General features: G+C 65.9%; 13 protein-coding genes and 1 pseudogene. 4 read left to right on the top strand and 10 right to left on the bottom strand.

The window, feature by feature from the left end:
- Positions 1-48: 48 nt before the first annotated feature.
- The gene (locus GD606_RS08360; protein ID WP_163302768.1) at positions 49-1098 is read left to right on the top strand and encodes a glycosyltransferase family protein; all 1050 of its coding nucleotides are present in this window, start codon (positions 49-51) and stop codon (positions 1096-1098) included.
- A gap of 138 nt (positions 1099-1236) precedes the next feature.
- Here GD606_RS08360 and GD606_RS08355 read toward each other — a convergent pair whose 3' ends face one another.
- Positions 1237-1725 carry a metal-dependent hydrolase gene (locus GD606_RS08355; protein ID WP_163302769.1) on the bottom strand — a complete coding sequence of 163 codons (489 nt, stop codon included), beginning with the start codon at positions 1723-1725 and terminating at the stop codon, positions 1237-1239.
- Positions 1726-2029: 304 nt separating this feature from the next.
- Positions 2030-3421: an esterase-like activity of phytase family protein gene (locus GD606_RS08350; RefSeq protein ID WP_163302770.1), complete on the bottom strand. Its 1392-nt coding sequence runs from the start codon at positions 3419-3421 to the stop codon at positions 2030-2032.
- 197 nt (positions 3422-3618) lie between these two features.
- On the opposite strand from GD606_RS08350, the gene GD606_RS08345 reads away from it, so the two are divergent.
- On the top strand, positions 3619-4035 hold the full coding sequence (locus GD606_RS08345; protein ID WP_163302771.1) for a hypothetical protein: 417 nt from the start codon (positions 3619-3621) through the stop codon (positions 4033-4035).
- 151 nt (positions 4036-4186) lie between these two features.
- Positions 4187-5887 carry an FAD-dependent oxidoreductase gene (locus GD606_RS08340; RefSeq protein WP_163302772.1) on the top strand — a complete coding sequence of 567 codons (1701 nt, stop codon included), beginning with the start codon at positions 4187-4189 and terminating at the stop codon, positions 5885-5887.
- Positions 5888-6114: 227 nt separating this feature from the next.
- On the opposite strand, the gene GD606_RS08335 is transcribed toward GD606_RS08340, so the two are convergent.
- A complete protein-coding gene (locus GD606_RS08335) occupies positions 6115-9630 on the bottom strand; it encodes an FAD-binding and (Fe-S)-binding domain-containing protein (protein ID WP_163303898.1) in 3516 nt (1171 codons plus the stop codon).
- Positions 9631-9849: 219 nt separating this feature from the next.
- On the opposite strand from GD606_RS08335, the gene GD606_RS08330 reads away from it, so the two are divergent.
- Positions 9850-11130 (top strand): hypothetical protein, encoded by a 1281-nt coding sequence (locus GD606_RS08330; RefSeq protein WP_163303897.1) that lies wholly within the window; start codon positions 9850-9852, stop codon positions 11128-11130.
- A gap of 17 nt (positions 11131-11147) precedes the next feature.
- Here the strand turns inward: GD606_RS08330 and GD606_RS08325 are convergent, their stop codons facing one another.
- The 7 genes and pseudogenes from GD606_RS08325 to lnt form a co-directional block, all read right to left on the bottom strand.
- A complete protein-coding gene (locus tag GD606_RS08325) occupies positions 11148-12194 on the bottom strand; it encodes a GDP-L-fucose synthase family protein (RefSeq protein ID WP_163303896.1) in 1047 nt (348 codons plus the stop codon).
- Positions 12195-12429: 235 nt separating this feature from the next.
- A complete protein-coding gene (locus GD606_RS08320) occupies positions 12430-13344 on the bottom strand; it encodes a UshA-like (seleno)protein family 2 (protein WP_420705179.1) in 915 nt (304 codons plus the stop codon).
- Between the two features lie 13 nt (positions 13345-13357).
- Positions 13358-13634 (bottom strand): annotated as a pseudogene (locus GD606_RS08310) (HU family DNA-binding protein).
- Positions 13635-13767: 133 nt separating this feature from the next.
- The gene (locus GD606_RS08305) at positions 13768-14601 is read right to left on the bottom strand and encodes a MinD/ParA family protein (RefSeq protein WP_163300426.1); all 834 of its coding nucleotides are present in this window, start codon (positions 14599-14601) and stop codon (positions 13768-13770) included.
- A gap of 15 nt (positions 14602-14616) precedes the next feature.
- Entirely contained in the window at positions 14617-15483 is an 867-nt protein-coding gene (locus GD606_RS08300; protein WP_163300427.1) for a GGDEF domain-containing protein, read from the bottom strand.
- Positions 15467-16583 (bottom strand): peptide chain release factor 2 gene (gene prfB, locus GD606_RS08295; protein WP_163300428.1). Its coding sequence is split into 2 segments (ribosomal slippage): positions 15467-16507 and positions 16509-16583, totalling 1116 coding nucleotides; the frame shifts between segments, so codons are not numbered across the junction. The genes GD606_RS08300 and prfB overlap by 17 nt, the downstream gene beginning before the upstream one ends.
- A 29-nt stretch (positions 16584-16612) precedes the next feature.
- Positions 16613-18130: an apolipoprotein N-acyltransferase gene (gene lnt, locus GD606_RS08290; RefSeq protein ID WP_211922063.1), complete on the bottom strand. Its 1518-nt coding sequence runs from the start codon at positions 18128-18130 to the stop codon at positions 16613-16615.
- Positions 18131-18168 lie beyond the last annotated feature (38 nt).

The following is an 18168-nucleotide window of genomic DNA, read 5'->3' as shown; positions in this document are numbered from 1 at the left end:
GTCCGGCCGTCCGCGTCCGGGCGGCCGAACCATCCGTAAGGACGGGACATGTCCGCCCACCCCCTGACCGTGGCCGTCTATTCCCTGGAGCTTGTGCGCTATGCCTGCGCCCGGGTGCGGTTTCTCGATCCGGCCCGGGCCCTGGGCGGACGGTTGCGTCTGGTGTGGGGGGCCAAAAGCGACGGCCAAAACTATGCCCTGGACTCCAGGGCCATGGACGAGGCGGACGTGGTGGCCTTCCAGCGCTGTTTTCCCATGCGCGAAACCTGGCCCCTGGTGGAGCGGGCCTTGTCCTCGGGGAAGCCCGTGGTCTACGATGTGGACGATCATTTCGAGGCCCTCCCGGACGGCCATCCCCTGGCCCAAAGGATGACCCCCATGCTCCCCTATTGCCGCGAGCTTGCCCGACGGGCCCGGGCGATCTGCGTGTCCACACAGGAGTTGGCCAAAGCCTTTTCAGATGTCCCGGGGCGGGTGGCGGTGGCGCCCAACCTGATCGACGAGAGGATTTTCACCGCGCCACGCCGAACCCGGGACGATCCTTCCCGCCCGGTGCGCATCGTCTACGCAGGCTCTCCCACCCATATGGCCGACCTGGACATGATCGCCCCGGCCCTGACGCGCATCGTGGAACAGTTCGGCGACGCCGTGGAACTGTATTTCTTCGGATGCGCTCCCCGGGATCCGATCCTGGCCGCCCGGTCCCGGCAACTGGATTTTTTCGACGACTACACGGCCTATGCCCGCAAGCTGGTCGAACTGGCCCCGGACATCGGACTGGCCCCCCTGCGCGACACGCCGTTTAACCGGGCCAAAAGCAACATCAAGGCCCTGGAATATGGGGCGCTTGGCGTGGCTGGGGTCTATTCCGACCTGCCGCCCTATCAAAATCCCGATGGCGGCCCCGGGGCCTTTGGGCCGCTGGTGGGGCCGGACCCCGGGGTGTGGGAAAAGACCATCGCCCGGCTGGTCACGGATGCGAAGCTGCGGGGCAAGATCGCGGCCCGGGCCAGGGGACTGGCCGTGGCCGAGTACGGCCTGTCGCGCCATGCCCAGGTGTATCTGGATTTTTATGCAGGCGTGGCCCGGGGCCGGTAGGGGGTCGGCGGGCAAAATTTCTCGCAGGCGCAGGCTAAATGCTGGCCTGGCGCATCGTCGTGGACGGCGGGATGAATTTTCCGCAGGCGCGCAGGCCAAACCCGCGAGTCTTTGGCTTACGGCGGCGACACGTTCTCGTCATCCCGCGCGCACCAGCCAGGCCCCGGCCGCAACCACCAGCACCGCGATCATGTGTTCGGCCGCGCCGCCCGTGCGCATGGGCAGGGGCGAGGCATAGCGCGCGGGGTTGGGCCACAGAAGCGGAGCCCCGGACGAGGTCATCCAGTCGGCGGCAAGATGTCCGGCATAGCCCAGGACGAAGGCCAGCCCGTAGGACGGGCGCGGGCCGTAACCCGCCGAAAAAAGCCCAAAAAGCGCCACCACCGCCAGCCCCAGAGCGGCCAGGGAATGGGTGAACCCCCGATGTCCCAGAAGGAGCTTGAGCGGGTGGGCGATGACCGCCAGTTTTTTGCCCAAAAGGCTTTGCGGTTCGTCCAGGTCCGGGGCCAGACTGCCCAGGACGGCCATGCCCAGGATCTCCGGGGTGCGTCCCAGGACCGAGGGAAACAGGTGGTTGACGCCAAGCGCCAGGACGCAGCCGATGGCCGCGTGGGTGTAGCCCATCATGCGATATGCCTTTTGCGGGGCGCCCGTGCAGCGGGGGGGGGTTGCCGAAGGCCCGGAGGATGCCATGAATCGGCCCGCAACGCAAAGCCGGGCCCGGGACTGCGGACACAGTCGGCCGCCTGGGAAATCACGGGCAGGTCGCAACGCATCCGCACCATAAGTAAATGATTTTCATGGCTTTCATCAAGCCGTCTGGGTCGCCGTCGACGGCGCAAAGCCCCGGTTTCGAAAAACCGGGGCTTTGTCGTCAATCTGAGGCCCGTCCTGGCGGGCGGGCCTTGGCGTGATGCAGGGTCGATCCGGCCTACCGCGCGGCCAGGGGCGCATCGAAGTGCAGAATCCACAAAAAGCCCGGCTCGCCCGAGGCCTTGATCCCGAATTTCGTGGGCGTCTCCTTGCCCTTGTAAAGCATCTTGCCCTCGCCCGTGAGCACGTACTTGCCCGGATCCTCCACCTTTTTGCCGTCCTCGTCCGTGGCCGGATCGGCCACGGTCAGGGCCAGGCCGAAGTCGTTGTCCGAGGACACGGCCAGGGTCTTTTCGTCCACCAGGGCGATGCCCTCGGCCTTCTCCGCCGTCCAGCCCAGGTCCACCAGATCGACCAGCCGGGTCTTTGCGGCCGGGGTCACGCCCATGGCCGCAAGCGCCGCCAGGTCCGCCGCCGATTCCAGGGGCTTGCCGTCCGGGGCGGTCTTGCCGGAGATGTCCGTGGCCCCGGCAATGTCCACCAGATACAGGACGTTGCGCATCTTGCCGTCCTTGCCCTTGGCCTGCTCCACGAGCACGAATTTCGTATCCGACACGGCCTGCATGCCGCCGATCTTGGCTGCCGCGCTTGACTTGTAGGCGTCCACGTCATGGGGGTAGGCCAGGGTGCGCACCGCGCCCGTGGCCGGATCGAGCTCCACCAGCCGGATGAATGGGGCCTTGGAGGCCTTGAGGTCGCCCTCGTTGTCCAGGATGGACTGCACGGCGGCCACCACCTTGTTGCCGGGCGTCACGGCCAGGCCCTCGAAGCCCCGGTTGGGCTGGCGCGCGGCCAGTTCCGCCGGAAGGCCCTGGCCCGGGGCGTACTTCTTGCGGATGTTGCCCGTGGCCGGGTCGATATTGATGAGAAACGGGCCGTATTCGTCGCACAGCCACAGCGATCCGTCCTTTTTGTCCACGTCGATGCCCTCGGGGTCGAGGCCCTCGGCGTCGAAGGCCAGCACCTTCATGTCCATGTCCAGGGGCGTTTCGCCCGTGGAGCCCACCGCGCCCTTGTCCAGGGGGCGGCCGGAGATGGGCTTGCCCGAGGCATCATGGATTTCCTTGACCTCGATGACCTCGGCCTTGCCGCCCGCCACCTTGATTTTGGCCACTTTGGGCACGAACTCCGGGGCCGGAAAGATCTTTGAATCCTTGGGCTTGTCGCCATCTTTGGCCGCGTACTTGGGCGAGTCGGCGTTGGGGCCGCGATCTCCCACGGCCCAAAAAATCAGCGCCCCGTCCGGCAGGCGCTCGGCAAAGGACATGCCCGAGCCCACGCCCATGGGGAAGCCGTCCGGAAATTGGGCCTTGGCCGTTCCCGTGGCCGGGATGTTGAACTGTTTCGGGATGGTGATTTCGTACTTCTCCACCGTCGGTTGCTCTGCCGCCAGGGCGGCCTGGGCCGTGAGCGTCAGCGCCGCCAGGCCGGGAATCAGAAATTTGCGCATGGGTGCATGCCTCCACTTTTTTGGGCATTGTGATCCGGCCCTGTGGCGGGTCGGTGACGTAGCCATGTCGAATGCGCCGCAGCCTTTTCCCTTGTCTCCGGGCAGTCGCGGGAGTATAGCCGCTTCCCATGGCAGGCGATACTCTTCTCCGTCCCCATGTCTCCCCGCACACGCATCATCGCGGCCGAGTCGGCCGCGTGGGGCGCGTCGTCGCGGTTTTGGCCCTGCTGTGGATGGTCCATGCCCAGCCCGTTTGGGCCGCCTCCGGCTACTGGACCATCACCGGGCACCAGTTCGGCCCGGTTGCCGCCATGGACACGGCCCAGGCCGAGGCCCTCACGGGCAAGCGCCTGTTCATCGACACCGAAACCATCGAATTCGACGACGTCTCCTGCGCCATCGTCCCCACCCTGACCGACCACGACGCCGCAGCCTATTTCGGCGACAATTATCGCGTCACCCCCCAGGCCCTGGGGCACATGGCCCCCAAGGTCTTCGTCATCGAAACGGGCTGCTCCATCCCGGGGTTGTCCTCGCTTATCCTTCTCGACGACGGGCGCATGTGCTTTTCCCGGGACGGCGTGTTCTTTTTCCTGGGTGAAGAGCTCGAATAGCCGTCTTCCCCCCGCGTCCTCCCCTCCGGGGCTTTCGCATGCATCCGCCAGGGGGCCGGTTGCCAAATCCTTGCCGTTTCTATAACCCTCCCTTGACCTACGGTTTTACGAAAACCCCCTCCGGACACCCCGGATTTTCAAGGAGCGCACCATGTCCCACCATGTGCTGATCATCGGCGCGGTCGCCCTGGGACCAAAGGCCGCCAGCCGGTTCAAACGCCTCGATCCCGACTCCACCGTGACCATGATCGACAAGGATACCCGCATCTCCTACGGCGGTTGCGGCATCCCTTATTATGTCTCCGGCGACGTCTCCGATTCCTCGGAACTGACGGCCACCAGCTACCACATGACCCGCGACACAGCCTTTTTCCGCGACGTCAAAGGCGTCGAGGTCAAGACCGGGGTCGAGGCCCTGGCCATCGACCGGGCCGCCAAGACCGTGCATGTCAAAGATCTGGCCACCGGTCGCGAGGAAGACCTGTCCTACGACAAGCTGGTCATCGCCACCGGGGCCTGGCCGCGCCGCCTGCCCGTGCCCGGAAACGAACTGCCCGGCGTCCATCTGGTGGCCAACCTGGACAACGCCGAGTCCATCCGGGCCGCCGTCACCGCCGGGGGCGTGGAGCGGGCCGTGGTCATCGGCGCGGGATTCATCGGCCTGGAGATGGCCGAGGCCCTGGCCGACATGTGGGACGTGGAAACCACGGTTATCGAGGCCGCGCCGCGCATCCTGCCCCGGAACGTAAGCCCCGCCCTTTCGGACATGGCCCTGGCCCATATCCGGGAGAAAGGCGTCACCGTGCATCTGGCCGAGACCGTCCAGGCCATCGAGGGCGACGGCAAGGTGGAGCGCATCGTCACCAACAAGCGCGTCATCGAAACGGATCTGGTAGTCATGGCCGTCGGCGTCGTGCCCAACTCCGACCTGGCCGCCCGGGCCGGACTGGCCGTGTCCCCGCGCGGCGGCATCCTGGTGGACGAGGGCCTGCGCACCTCGGACCCGGACATCTTCGCCGGGGGCGACTGTGTGGAGATTACGAACCTGATCACCGGGAAGCCCTTTTTCCTGCCCATGGGCTCCATGGCCAACCGCCAGGGCCGGGTCATCGGGACCAACCTGGCCGGCGGCCGGGACGTCTTCAAAGGCGCTGTCGGCTCCTACGCCGTCAAACTCTTCGAAAAGGCCGTCTCCGGTGCCGGACTGACCCTGGAGGACGCCTTGCGTGAAGGCCTGGACGCCACAAGCGCCCTGGTCGTGCAACTCGACCGGGCCCATTTCTATCCCGGCAAGGAACTCATGACCCTGGAGCTCGTCGTCGAACGCGGCAGCCGCCGGGTGCTCGGCATCCAGGGCCTCTGCGCCGCAGGCGACGCCCTGGTGGGCCGCATCGGGGCCGTGGCCGCCATGATGCCCTTTTCTCCCACCGTGGACGACGTGTCCAACCTGGAATATCCCTACTCGCCGCCCTTCGCCTCGGCCATGGATGTCATCAACACCGTGGGCAACGCCGCCGACAACATCCTCGCCGGTCGCAACCTCGGCATCCCGCCCGAGTCCTTCGCGCCCCTGTGGGAAGAGGGAACATGCTATTTCCTCGACTGCCGGGAAGCCTCCGACGCCGCACCCTTGCTGGAACGGTTCCCCGGCAAATGGCACAACATCCCCCAGGGACACCTGGCCAGACACCTGGACGAAGTTCCCAGGGACCAGCCTGTGGTGCTGGTCTGCAACACCGGGGCCCGGTCCTACGAATCCTTCATCACCCTGGCCCACGACGGCCGCAGCAACGTCCAAAACATCCTGGGCGGCATGGCCGCCCTGCGCGCCCTGGGTATCGACCCCAAATAAGTCGGGGCTGCCGCCCCGTACCCCGCCCGGGGGAAATCATTTCCCCCGGACCCCCTGATATCGCGGGCGTTTCCGGCACAGCGAAGCTGTGCCGGAAACGCCCGCGAAAATCATGGCGGCCCGGAGAACATGCTGTCTCCCGCACGCGGACGCGAAGCGCGCCGAAGTTTTTTGGCGGGGGGTTCGGGGGGAACCTTTTTTTCAAAAAAGGTTCCCCCCGGGAAGTCTTACGCCCGGACCCGGGCGGCTTTGAGGCGTTTTTTCAGGTCACGTTTCCATTTCGGGCCGCCGTGCTGCGCCGCCAGGTATTCCAGGGTATGCAGCACGGGATTTTTGCGTCCGATCTCGTTTATGCAGCGGGCCAGGCCGATGCGGCAGGAGGGGCAGCCCACGATGACCGGCGTGGTGTCGTCGGCGAGTTCGGCCCGCAGGGTCGCGGTCTTGCCCGCGCGGATTTTGTTGTGGATCTGGGGCGAGGTCAGGGCGCCGAGTCCGGACTCGCCGCAGCAGCCCGGCGAGAGGCTCACCGGGGTTCCGGTGAGCGCGGCCAGCCCGGCCCGGTAGGCCTCGGGGGCCTTGGTGGGGGAGATGCCGGTCCATTCGGCGTGGCAGGCCGCATGGTACAGAAGGCCCGGGTCCGGGGAGTGCAGGGCGGGCAGGCGGGGCATGAGGAACTGTACCACGTCCTGGCGTTGCATGGGGCCGTCCGGCCCGGCCAGATCGTAGCTTTCCAGGGCCTCGCGGCAGGTGCCGCAGGCGGTCAAAAGCGTGGCCGGGGAAAATCCCTTGTCTTTGGCCATGGTCAGAAAGGCCGTGAAAGCCGTGAGATTGCGTTCCCGGTTGGCGGCGAAGGCCTCGGCCAGTCCCGACACGGCCAGGGGATAGCCGCAGCACAGGTGCGTGGGGGGGAGGATCACCCGAAGGCCTGCCCGCAACAGCAAATCCACGGCGGCCAGGCCGATGGAGGCCTGGAAGAGCCCGGCCCCGCAGCCCGGGAAATAGAGCACGGTTTCCGCGTCGGCCGGGGTGTCCGGGTCCGCAAAAAGGCTGCCGCGCTCCAGGCGCAGCTTTTCGGACAGGTTTTTGATGCCCATGGCCGGGTTGGGGCCGCGCAGGACCGGATTGTACAGCCGGTTGCGCCACACCGCCGGGACAAGGCTCATGGCCTTGCCATGGAAGGCCTGTCCGTAGGCCATGAGTTTGGCGGCGCGCGGCAGCCGTGCGGCCGGGTCTTCGGCCAGATAGCGCAGCACCTTGGTCTTGACCGGATGGCCGCCCGCGTTTTTATTTTCCAGGTAGGCCCGCATGTCCAGGGCCACCTGGGCGCTTTGGATCTTCACCGGGCAGGCCGTGGCGCATTTGCCGCAGGTGGTGCAGTGCTCCATGAGTCGGCGCAGGCGGTCGAGCAGGTCCGGGTCCGCCTCGCCGGAGCGCAATTGCGAATAGTGGATGGCCTCAATGAGCGCGCCCAGGCTGATGTTTTTGTTGCGCGGGTGGTGCAGGAGGCCCTGGCTCGGGGCATACATGGGGCAGACCTGCTTGCACTTGCCGCACCGGGTGCAGAACTGGATGTTGGCCAGCATGGTGATGAGGCGTTCTTTCTCGGGCTGGGCCGTCTTTTTGATGTCGCGGATCAGCCGGTTGAACGAGAAGGTGTAGGGCTCGACATCCAGGGTCTTGGTGACCAGCTTGCCAGGATTGAAGAGGTTTTTCGGGTCCACGGCGGATTTGTAGCGCCTAAGCGCCGCGATCTTGCGATCCTCCAGAAAGGCGATCTTGGTGATGCCGATGCCGTGTTCTCCGGATACGGCCCCGCCCAGCTTCATGACCTTGGTGAACACCTGGTCGGCGGCCTCCATGGCCCGGCGCATCATCTCCTGGTCATTGGAATTGACGGGGATGTTCACATGGCAGTTGCCGTCCCCGGCGTGCATGTGGTTGGCCACCTCGATGCGGGTGGCGATCATCTCGGTGTAGATTTCGCGCAGGGGGTCGCGCAGGCGGGGATAGCGAGAGGTCAGGTCGGAGAAGAAGTAGTAGGTCTGCACCTCCACTTCCGCGTCGCTTAAGTCCTTGGCCGAGAGCCCGCCGCGCAGGATGCGGTCGCAAAATTCCAGCTCCATGGCCAAAAATTCGTCCGAGGCCGGGATGCCGTGCAGCCTGCCCACGTTTTGCAGGGATTCCTTGTAGGCCCGGGCCAGACACGTGAGGTTCAACTCTTCGATGAAGTCGGAGAACTCCGGGATCACGTTCAGGGGGATCACGATGTCTTCGTTGATCTTGAATCCGCTGGTGCGCTTGGAGATGGCGGAGAGCTTGTGGCGGTCCTCCCAGAAGATCTCGGCCTGCTTCTCGTCTTCGGCCACGAAGATGTCCACGTTCTCATACGGCGTGGCGATGTCCACGATGTGGGCCACGGCCGCGTCAAGGGCCGTTTCGTCGGCGGAATCGAGCTGCAAAAGCAGCACGGAGATGGGGTCGCCCTCGTAGGTGGCGGATTTTTTGGCGTAGTTGATGGCCCGCACGTATTTGGGGCCGAATTCCTCCAGGGCCGAGATCTTGACCGCGTCCCCTTCCTGGCGGATGCGGTCGCGCAGCCCCACCACGTCGCGGATGACCAGCATGGCGTGGCGCATGGAGCGGCCGAAAAATTCCAGGCACAGCACCCGGGAGTGGGGAAGCCGGTCGTGGAGGATGAACCGGGCCTCGGTGACCACCCCGTCCACGCCCTCCTTCTGCACCCCGGGGAGCCCTCCCAGGTATTTGTTGGACACGTCCTTGCCAAGGCCTACGCCGCGAATCTCGTCGCCGCGAAGGGTGATGGTCTCCAGAAGGTTCCCGGCCGGATCGAAAACCTCGAAGACCGCCGTGTCCCCGGGCATGATCTTGTGCCTGGGGTGGTTCTTGCGGTGCACCTCGATCACCCGGGCGTCGGGCAGAACCATGGTGTAGGAATGGATGTTGTCCAGGGTGGTGCCGTATTCGAAGGCAAAGGGGCCGCCTGCGTTCTCGGCGATGTTGCCGCCAAGGGACGAGGCCGCCTTGGAGGCCGGGTCCACGGTCAACAGCAGGTTCTTTTTGGCCGCCGCCGTAATCGCCGTCAGGGTGATGACCCCGGTCTGGGTGTGGAGCAGCTTCTCTTCGGCATCCACGGAGAAAATGGTCTTCATCCGGGACATGCTCAAAATCACCGAGCGGCGGCGGGCCGGGATGGCCCCGCCGGTAAGTCCTGAGCCGCCGCCCCGGGGCACCACGGCGAATCCCATCTCCCCGGCCAGGCGGATGATGCCCTGGATGTGGGCCGTGCAGGACGGGGCCAGGACCAGCATGGGCAGTTCCATGCGCAGATCCGTGGCGTCCGTGGAGCATTCCACGAGGCTGCCGGGATGCTGGGCCATGCATTCGTCCGGCAGAAATTCCGCCAGGCGCATGATGACCCGCTCCTTGAAGCGCGTGTCCTCGTCGTAGTCGCGCCAGAAACGGTCCACGGCCACCCGCAGGGTCTTGGGGTAGTCGCCCCAGGCCGTGGGCCGGGCCGCGTCGAGGCGGGCAAACACCCCCTGGCGAACCTCTTCGGGATTCACGTAAGGGTTGTAGCGCACCAGGAAGCATTCGGCGGCCAGGGAGACGGCCAGTTCCCGGGCGTCGTCGGGCCAGGAGGCGAGCTCTTCAAGGGTGAGGCCGAAAACGCGGGGGGCCAGGCGATCGAGGGAAAGGGATATATGGGGATTTTTTTCAAGCATGGTTACGTCCGGACAGGGGTTGCGGGGGCTGGCGGCCCGGTTGACGGCCGCCCTGGCGTATGTGGGGGAGGGTGTCAGATAATGCCGGATGGCGGCTTTGGCAAGTAGAGCCACAGTCGGCTTTCCGGGTCGCCCCGGCCATTGCCCCGGGGCGATACTTTCGGTACGTATGCCCAGCCTCATTCATCCCATGCCCGAGCCGTGCACCCAGGAGATCCCATGACCATCCGTCCCGCCATCCCCGCCGTCCTTCTTGTCGCCCTGGCCCTGGTCAGCCTTGCCGCCGTCCCCGGACAGGCCGCGCCGCCTGCCGTAAAAGGCGCAGGCGCCATGGAGGCCCCGCCGACGCTGCGGGCCTCGGCCGTCCTGCCCGCCACCATGCTCACGGCCCCCAACTGCCGGGTGGACGAGACCGTCAGGAACGACGGCTACCTGAACACCTACACCCTGCACACCCCCCAGGGCGATCTGAAGGTGCTCTCCACGGCCCTTCTGGGCATCCGGCTTCAGGAGTGCGCGGCCATCGTGGCCATGGACAAGGTTGCTCCTGCCGGACAGTTCGGCGACGCCGTGAAGGAAAAGGGGAAAAATACGGTCAAGGGCGCGGTGAGTCTGGTGACCAGTCCGCTCAAAACCGTTGGCGGGGCCCTGTCGGGCGTGGGCAAGATGTTTCAGCGCGCCGAGGAGAGCCTGGTGGAAAGCAAGGCCAGCAAATACGAAGACAACCCCGCCGCCGCCGCCCTGGGCTATTCCCGCTCCAAGCGGGAGATCGCCAAGCGTTTCGGCGTAGACCCCTATTCCACCAACCCCTTTCTCAAGGAGCGCCTTGACAGGCTGGCTGGGGCGGATTTCGCCGGGAGCCTGCTGGCCACCGGGGCCAGCGCGGCCGTCCCTGGCGCTGTGGGCGTGGGCGTGTCCGTGGCCGGAACCAGCAAATGGCTTACGGACATGGATGTGGCCATGCCGCCCGCCGACCTGCGGCGCATGAACCGCGAGAAGCTTTTGGCCATGGGCGTGCCCGCCGATCTGGCCGAGGCCTTCATCGACAACACCGAACTTTCCCCGGTGCATCAGAGCATCCTGGTCTCCGCCCTGGCGGCCATGTCCCGCACGGCGAACCGCGAGGCGTTCATCGCCTTCTGCCTGTCCACGGATTCCGAGGATCTGGCCCTTTTCCGGGAACGCATGGCGCTGATGTTCTCCTCCTACGACACCCGCAAGGAGCACATCGTGCGCTTCGAGCGGGTGGGCCGCTTCGTGGCCGGACGCGCCCAGTCCGGGAACCTGATTTTCTGCTTCCCCCTGGACATGCTGGCCTGGACCCAATCCACGGCCTCATTGGCGCAAAAGCTTCATGAGTCCCTGCCCGGGCGCAACGCCGCAAAGGCCGAATTCTGGATCAGCGGCGGCGTCACCCCCCTGGCCGCCAAGTCCCTGGCCGCCCTGGGCATCACCCCGCACCCGGACGCCGCCGCCTTCCTGCTGGGCGTGGCGCGGTAGACTTTGGGGGGAGGCTGTTACCGGGCCGATTCCCGCAGGTACCAGTCATAGGCCCGGCGCAGGCCGTCTTCCAGGGAGATGGACGCGGTGAACCCAAGGGCCGTCAGGCGCGACACGTCCAGGAGCTTTTGCGGCGTGCCGTCGGGTTTTGAGGTGTCCCAGACGATCTCGCCGTCGTAGCCGGACATGCGGCGCACCATTTCGGCCAGTTCCGCAATGCGCAGATCGTGGCCGCAGCCCACGTTGACCAGATCCGCCGGAACGCCGTCCAGGGACAGCACATGCAGGACGGCGGCGGCCAGATCGTCCACATGCAGAAATTCCCGACGCGGCGTGCCCGTGCCCCACAGGACCACCCTGACCCGGTCAGGATCGACGGTTGCGCCGTCGCGACTGAGCCCGAGTCCGTCCCTGATGTCGTCCGGCAGGGGGCCGAAGCGGGCCACGTCCCGGGCGATGCCTGCCGTGTCGCCCTTTTTCGCCAGGGCGGCCAGATGGAACTTGCGCATGAGCGCGGGCAGGACGTGGCTTTGTTGCAGGTCGAAGGAGTCGACTTCGCCGTAGAGGTTGGTGGGCATGAGCTGCCAGTAGACGGTGTCGTACTGCCGGTTGATGAAGTGGCACAGGCGCACCCCGGCGATCTTGGCCAGGGCGTAGGCCTCGTTGGTGGGTTCAAGCGGCCCGGTGAGCAGGGCGTCCTCACGGATGGGCTGGGGCGCGAACTTGGGATAGATGCACGACGACCCCAAAAAGACCAGATGGCGCGCGCCGCAGAGCCGCGCGGTATGGATGACGTTGGTCTGGATGGCCAGATTGATGGAGAGGAAGTCGGCCGGGAAGGTGGCGTTGGCCAGGATGCCGCCCACCCGGGCGGCGGCCAGGATGACGACCTGGGGCTGGTTGTCCCGGAAAAAGGCCTCCACGTCGGCTTGGCGGGTGAGGTCGAGTTCGGCCGAGGTGGGGCCGAGAAGGTTGGTGAAGCCCGCCCGGGTCAAGGCCCGCCAGCAGGCGCTGCCCACCATGCCCCGGCGTCCGGCCAAGAAAATCCTGGTTGTTTCGTCCATCGCCCGTGTCCCCCTGTGGCGGCGTGCGTCCCGTTGTAGGATACCGGGGGCGAAAGTCAACGGCGCGTGGGGGCGGTCTCCGCGTCCTGCCGGGGGAGGGAACGTTCGCCCTGCGACGGGCCGCCCGCCGGGCGACTGTGGAGAATGCCGCCGGGCGACCGAGGAGAATGCCGCCGGGCGACCGTGGAGAATGCCGCCGGGCGGTGTGGGGGAGGGAGGGCCGGGACCAGGGCCTTTACGGGGTGGCCGTGGTCGCCGGGGGCGGCGCGGCCGCCACCGTGGGCGCATCCCCCAGAATCGCGATGTCCGGGTCGCCGGGCACCGTATAATCCGGATTGAGCAGCTCGGCGCGGTGGTTCTCCCCCACAAGCCAGGGGGCGTCGGGCTTTTTCACGGGCAGGGAGATGTCCAGGCGGCCTATGGTCTTGCCCTTGGTGTGGGACCGGGCCCACAGGGTCCGGGGCACGGGCTGGGGCATGGCCGGGGTGCCGAATCCATGCCCGGCGCCCAAAAGCACGTCGAACGCGTCGGGGTTGGCGGTGAGAAACGCCTCTTCGGCCATGCTGCCCCAGGGGCTGACGCCGATGACCAGATCGGCCTTGCCGCGCATCTCCCGGGCGGCGGTCACGACGGCGGCCCGGGCCTTGCTCTCGGGTTCGGCCCCGGGCTTGCCGGTCATGGGAAAAAACACGAATCCCAGGCGCACCCCGCCCCGGGGAACCACCCTGGTCTGGGGCGCGCCGGACAACACCACGGCCGACTGGGGCAGGTCGAGGCCCGACCGGGACAGCATGGCGGCCTCTTCCGGGGCCAGGCACAGGACATCAGGCGCCAGCCGGGCCAGGGCCGCAGCCATGGGACCGGCAGTTCCGGCCGGGGCCTGGACGTCGCCCGGCTCCAGGAATTCGTAGGGGCCGGCCACCTGGACCAGTGTGGCGTCGGACGGCAAGCCGTCCCGGACCCGATGCAAAAGCGTGGCCCGCCGGGCCATGCCGCCGACGGTCTTGCCGCCTCAGGTGGGGCAGGGCGCAAAGGCCCCGAAGGTGTTGGCCGTGAAAATCACCGCCAGGGAGTCGGCCGCAACAACCTGGCCGACGCCGCACGTCGACCAGACCACGGCGAGAAGAAAGAGGATCGCGAAGCGTTTCACTGGGAGTCCCGGGCTATTGGTTGATGAATTCCTTGAGTTCCTTGCCGGGACGGAAAAAACGGCAGCTTCTTGGGGGCCACGGTGACCACGTCCCCGGACTTGGGATTGCGCCCGGTATAGCCCTTGTAGCCTTTGATCTTGAAGCTGCCGAAGCCCCGAATCTCCACCCGGTCGTCGTTGACCAGGGCCTGCTTGATGGATTCGATGAAGGCGTTGACGATGTCGGAGGCTTCGTCCACATGCAGCTCCCTGGCCTCGGCCAGGTTTTTGATGAGTTCGCTCTTGTTCATTGTGCGTTCCCTTGCGGTTTTGTCCCGTGCGACCCTCGGTCCCGGTGACCTTGACATGCGACCCCTGATCGACCCCTCAAATTCATGCATCCATTTTAAAATCTTGCCGAAAAAGGGGGCGACTCGTCAAGGGCTAGGAGGCCCGTTCCAAAATATTCTTAAGAATAGTGCCCTCTTTGAGCTTTGCGCCGAGTTTTTGCCGGTGGCGATGGATTTTCACGGCCACCGCAATGATGTCCTGGGCCGCCGGGCAGGTGGGGGCGTGCTTCATCAGCGGCACCTGGCGGCGCACGGCCTCGGGCACGGCGGCGTCCAGGCGCACGCTGCCCAAAAAGGACAGGTGCAGTCCCAGAAAACGCTCACAGGCCGCCGCCAGCCGGTCGAAGGTCCGCTGGCCCTCCTTGGCGCTGGCGACCTGGTTGACCAGGACGTGGAAATTCCGCACCCGGTGCTTGGCCGCAAGCACCTTGACCACGGCATAGCCGTCGGTCAGGGAGGTCGGCTCCGGGGTGACCACCAGGATGGGCATGCGGCTCATGGAGGCCGCCGACAGCACGTTGGAGCTTATCCCCGCGCCATGGTCCAGAAAAAGGTAGTCATAGCGGGTAAAGACGCTGTTGAGCTTGGAGAACAGGGCCTCGCGCATGTCCTCGTCCATCTCCAAAAGCTCGGGCACGCCGCTGGCCGAGGGCAGGAAATCGAACCCGCCGCTCTCGATGGGGTAGACCACGTCCTCGGCCGTGGCCCCGGGCCGGAAGAGATCCTGGAGGTTTTTTTCCGGGGACAGCCCCAGCAGCACGTCGATGTTGGCCAGACCCACGTCGAAGTCCATGAGCAGGAGCCGGTGGCCGGCCTTGAACAGGGCGAAACCCAGGTTCAGGGCCATGTTGGTTTTGCCCACGCCGCCCTTGCCGCTTAAAATGGAAACGCTCAGGGTGGCGTTGGGATTTTTTTCCGCGATGTCCATGGCAGGTCACATCCTTCACGAGCCGGTAAACAGGAATTTTTTCTCGTCGGCCCCGACCAGGGTATCCTCCGGAGGCAGGGCGAGATCCACCAGGGGGGCCTTGACCACCCGGTTTTTGCCCTGGGCCTTGGCCTCGTACAGGGCCTGGTCGGCGGGGCCGAACAAACCGTCGCGGGTGAGCGCCACCTTGCCCTTGGTGCAGGCCAGTCCGGCCGACACCGTCACCCGCAAATCCGAGGCGAAGTGTCCACAGTCCACACGAAGCGCGGCCACGGCGGCGACGATGCGGCGTACCGCCCCTTCAGCCCGGGAAAGGCCGAGCCCCGGCAACACCAGGGCGAATTCCTCGCCGCCGATGCGCGCGGCGAAATCATAGGTGCGCTTGGCCTCGGCGATGACCGCCGACACCCGGCGCAACACCTCGTCGCCGCACAAATGGCCATAGGTGTCGTTTATGGCCTTGAAGTCGTCCAGATCCAGGATGGCCAGGGACAGGGCCGTGCCGTTTCGCGTGCTGCGCTCAAGCTCCGCCGCCAGGGTGCGCTCGAAGGCGGAGCGGTTGGCGAGCCCGGTCAGTTGGTCGTGGTCCGATAGATGGGCCAGTTCCTGGATCGTTTTCTGGATGCGCTTGAGATGCGGCAGGGGGTGTCCCTTAAGGGGCAAGGCCAGCCAGTCATGCAGATCGTGGGCCCTGGCCAGGGCGTCCCAGTCGGGAAGCGGCAGGCCGGTGCACAGGCGCATGAGCACGACGTCATCCTCCTTGTCCGGATCGCCGCCCGGGCAGGAGGCCGCCCGTTCGGCCAGAATCCGGCGCAAGGCCAGTATCTCGGCCAGGAGGGCCTGACGGTTTTCGGCCGTGGCCGGATCAGTGTTGTCTGGCATCGCTTTGCCGCAACAGGAAGCCACGGATGAATTTGTCCAGATCCCCGTCCAACACCGCGTCCACATCGCCCATCTCCACCCCCGTGCGGTGGTCCTTGACCAGCCGGTAGGGCTGCATGGTGTAGGTCCGTATCTGGCTGCCGAATCCGATGGCGTTTTTGGCCTCGTAGTCCACCTTTTTTTCGGCCTCGATCTTTTGCAGTTCCTGTTCGTAGAGTCTGGCCCGTAACACCTTGAGGGCCGATTCCCGGTTGCGGTGCTGGGACTTCTCGTTCTGGCACTGGACCACGATGCCCGAGGGCAGGTGGGTGATGCGGATGGCCGAACTGGTCTTGTTGACATGCTGCCCGCCCGGCCCGCTGGCCCGGAACACGTCCACGCGCAGATCCTCGTCCTTGATCTCGATGTCGATGTCGACCCCCACGTCGGGATAGACGTCCACCGAGGCGAACGAGGTGTGGCGGCGGCCCGAGGCGTCGAAGGGCGAAATGCGGATCAGGCGGTGGATGCCTTTTTCGCTGCGCAGCATCCCGTAGGCATAGGGGCCGCAGATCTGGAGGGTGACGCTTTTGACCCCGGCCTCGTCGCCCGGCAGAAAGTCCAGGAACTTGATCTCGAAATTCTCCCGCTCGCACCAGCGCCGGTACATGCGCAAAAGCATCTCGGCCCAGTCCTGGGCCTCGGTGCCGCCCGCGCCGGGATGGATCTCGAAGATGGCGTCGGCGGTGTCCTCGGGCCCGGTGAAAAAGGCGGCCATTTCGGCTTTTTTCAACTTCTCGCCCAAAAGGACGATCTGGTCCGACAGGGCGAGAAGCACCTCCTGCCCTCCCTCGTCCCGGGCCAGCTCCAGCCATTCCTCCAGGTCGTCGCGCACCCGGCGCAATTCCGCCAGACGGTCCACCCTGGCGACGATCAGGCTTTTTTCCCGCAAAATGGGAGTCAGGCGCTCGGGGTTGTCCCAGGCGTCGGGGCGAACCAACTCGCGTTCGATTTCCTCAAGGCGTTCCTGGTCGGCATCGATGTCAAAGACGCCTCCACAGGTCTTGAAATTTGTCGATCAGTTCCTTGCCTTGGGTGCGCAATTCCGGATATTGGAGCATATTTTTCCGTGTGGAGGGGGGGTTATGGTTCAGCGGATTTTGTTCGAGCGCCTGCGCGGCGCGGACAACAGGGCCAACGTCCCCAAAACAACCGCGATCCCGGCGCAGGTCCAATGGATCAGGCCGCGATACGCATGGAAGGGGGTCTGTTCCGTCAAAAGGGCCGCCCCGCTGTAGGCCAGGGTTTCGGCGGCAAACAGGCCGCTTTGGGCCAGCACCCGGCCCCGGGGGTCGATCACGGCGGAAATGCCCGTGTTGGTGGCCCGGATGAGGAAGCGCCCCTGTTCCACGGCCCGAAGCGCGGCCAGATCAAGGTGTTGCAGGGGGGCTGAAGAGCGGCCAAACCAGGCGTCGTTGCTGACGTTGATCAGGATGTTGGCCCCGGCCTCCACACTTGCCTGGGCCAATTCCGGGAATATCGCCTCATAGCAGATTAAGATCCCCAGGGCAAGATTGCCATGGCGCAGGGGGGCGGCGTCCTGTCCGGCAACGAAATCTCCCACGCCGTGGGCCAGCTTGGATAAAAACGGCAGGTACTTGCCAAAGGGGATGTATTCCCCGAAGGGCACCAGGTGGGCCTTGTCGTAATGGGACCGGCTCTCGCCGTCCGGGGTGACCAGATAGACCCGGTTGTACAGGGAATAGCCTTCGCCGACCCGGGCATAGGCCGGGGAGCCGGTAATGAGCGGCACGCCGCGCTCCCGGACGAACCGGGCCACCGAGGCGGCCAGGATGTCGCCGTCCTGGAAATAGAAGGGCATGGCCGTTTCGGGCCAGACCAGAAGATCCGTGGCGGCCTCGGCGACCTGCTTGGCGGAAAGGTCGAGGTAGGCGTCCACTGTGGCCTTCTGGTAGTCGGGATCCCACTTGAGGCTTTGGTCCACGTTGCCCTGGACGATGCCGACCCGGATGGTCGGCCCCTCGGGCAGGGGGCGCTTGAGTTCGAGGTTGCCGAAGACCCCGACGCCGACCAGGAGAACCACCCCCAGAAGGGAGGTCAGGGAGAAATAGCGACCGGCCACGATCCAGGCCATGCAGGCGGCCAACAGGCCGGCCAGGGCGTAGGCCCCCAGGATGGACGCGCCCTGCACGGCAAAGGGCCAGGGGGTCAGGGCGGCGGTCAGGTTGAGCCAGGAAAATCCCGTAAAAAGCGTCCCCCGGCCGATCTCCACCAGGGTCCACAGGGCCCCGGCGAAGAGGCCGAAGGGCAGCGGGGCCAGCCGATGCGCCGCCGGGTGCAGGAGCGCCGCGAAAAGGGCCACATAGGCGCCCATGGCCAGGGAAAGGAGCACGGGCATGGGCAGGGCCAGGAGCCAGGGCAGATGGCCGTAGAAGCGGATGGGGATGGCCGTCCAGTAGAGCACTCCCAGCGCGCCGATGGTTCCGGCGGCCAGCCCGGCCTTGGCGGCCTGGCCCGGGGTTTTGGCGGCAAAGGCCACCTGGGCCATGGCCAGGGGGAAAAGGAGGATGAGTCCCGGGAACCGGTAGACCGGATTGGCGAAACCGATCCAGGTTCCGACGATGGCGAGCGTAATGGGAAAAAACATGGCGGGCGACTGTCTCTCCGGTCAGTGTTGCGTGTTGC

Origin of the sequence: Desulfolutivibrio sulfodismutans DSM 3696, from assembly GCF_013376455.1 — a bacterium.
GTDB lineage: Bacteria > Desulfobacterota > Desulfovibrionia > Desulfovibrionales > Desulfovibrionaceae > Desulfolutivibrio > Desulfolutivibrio sulfodismutans.
Note: the sequence above shows the minus strand (reverse complement) of the source record. Positions and strands in the feature narration are given on the sequence as shown.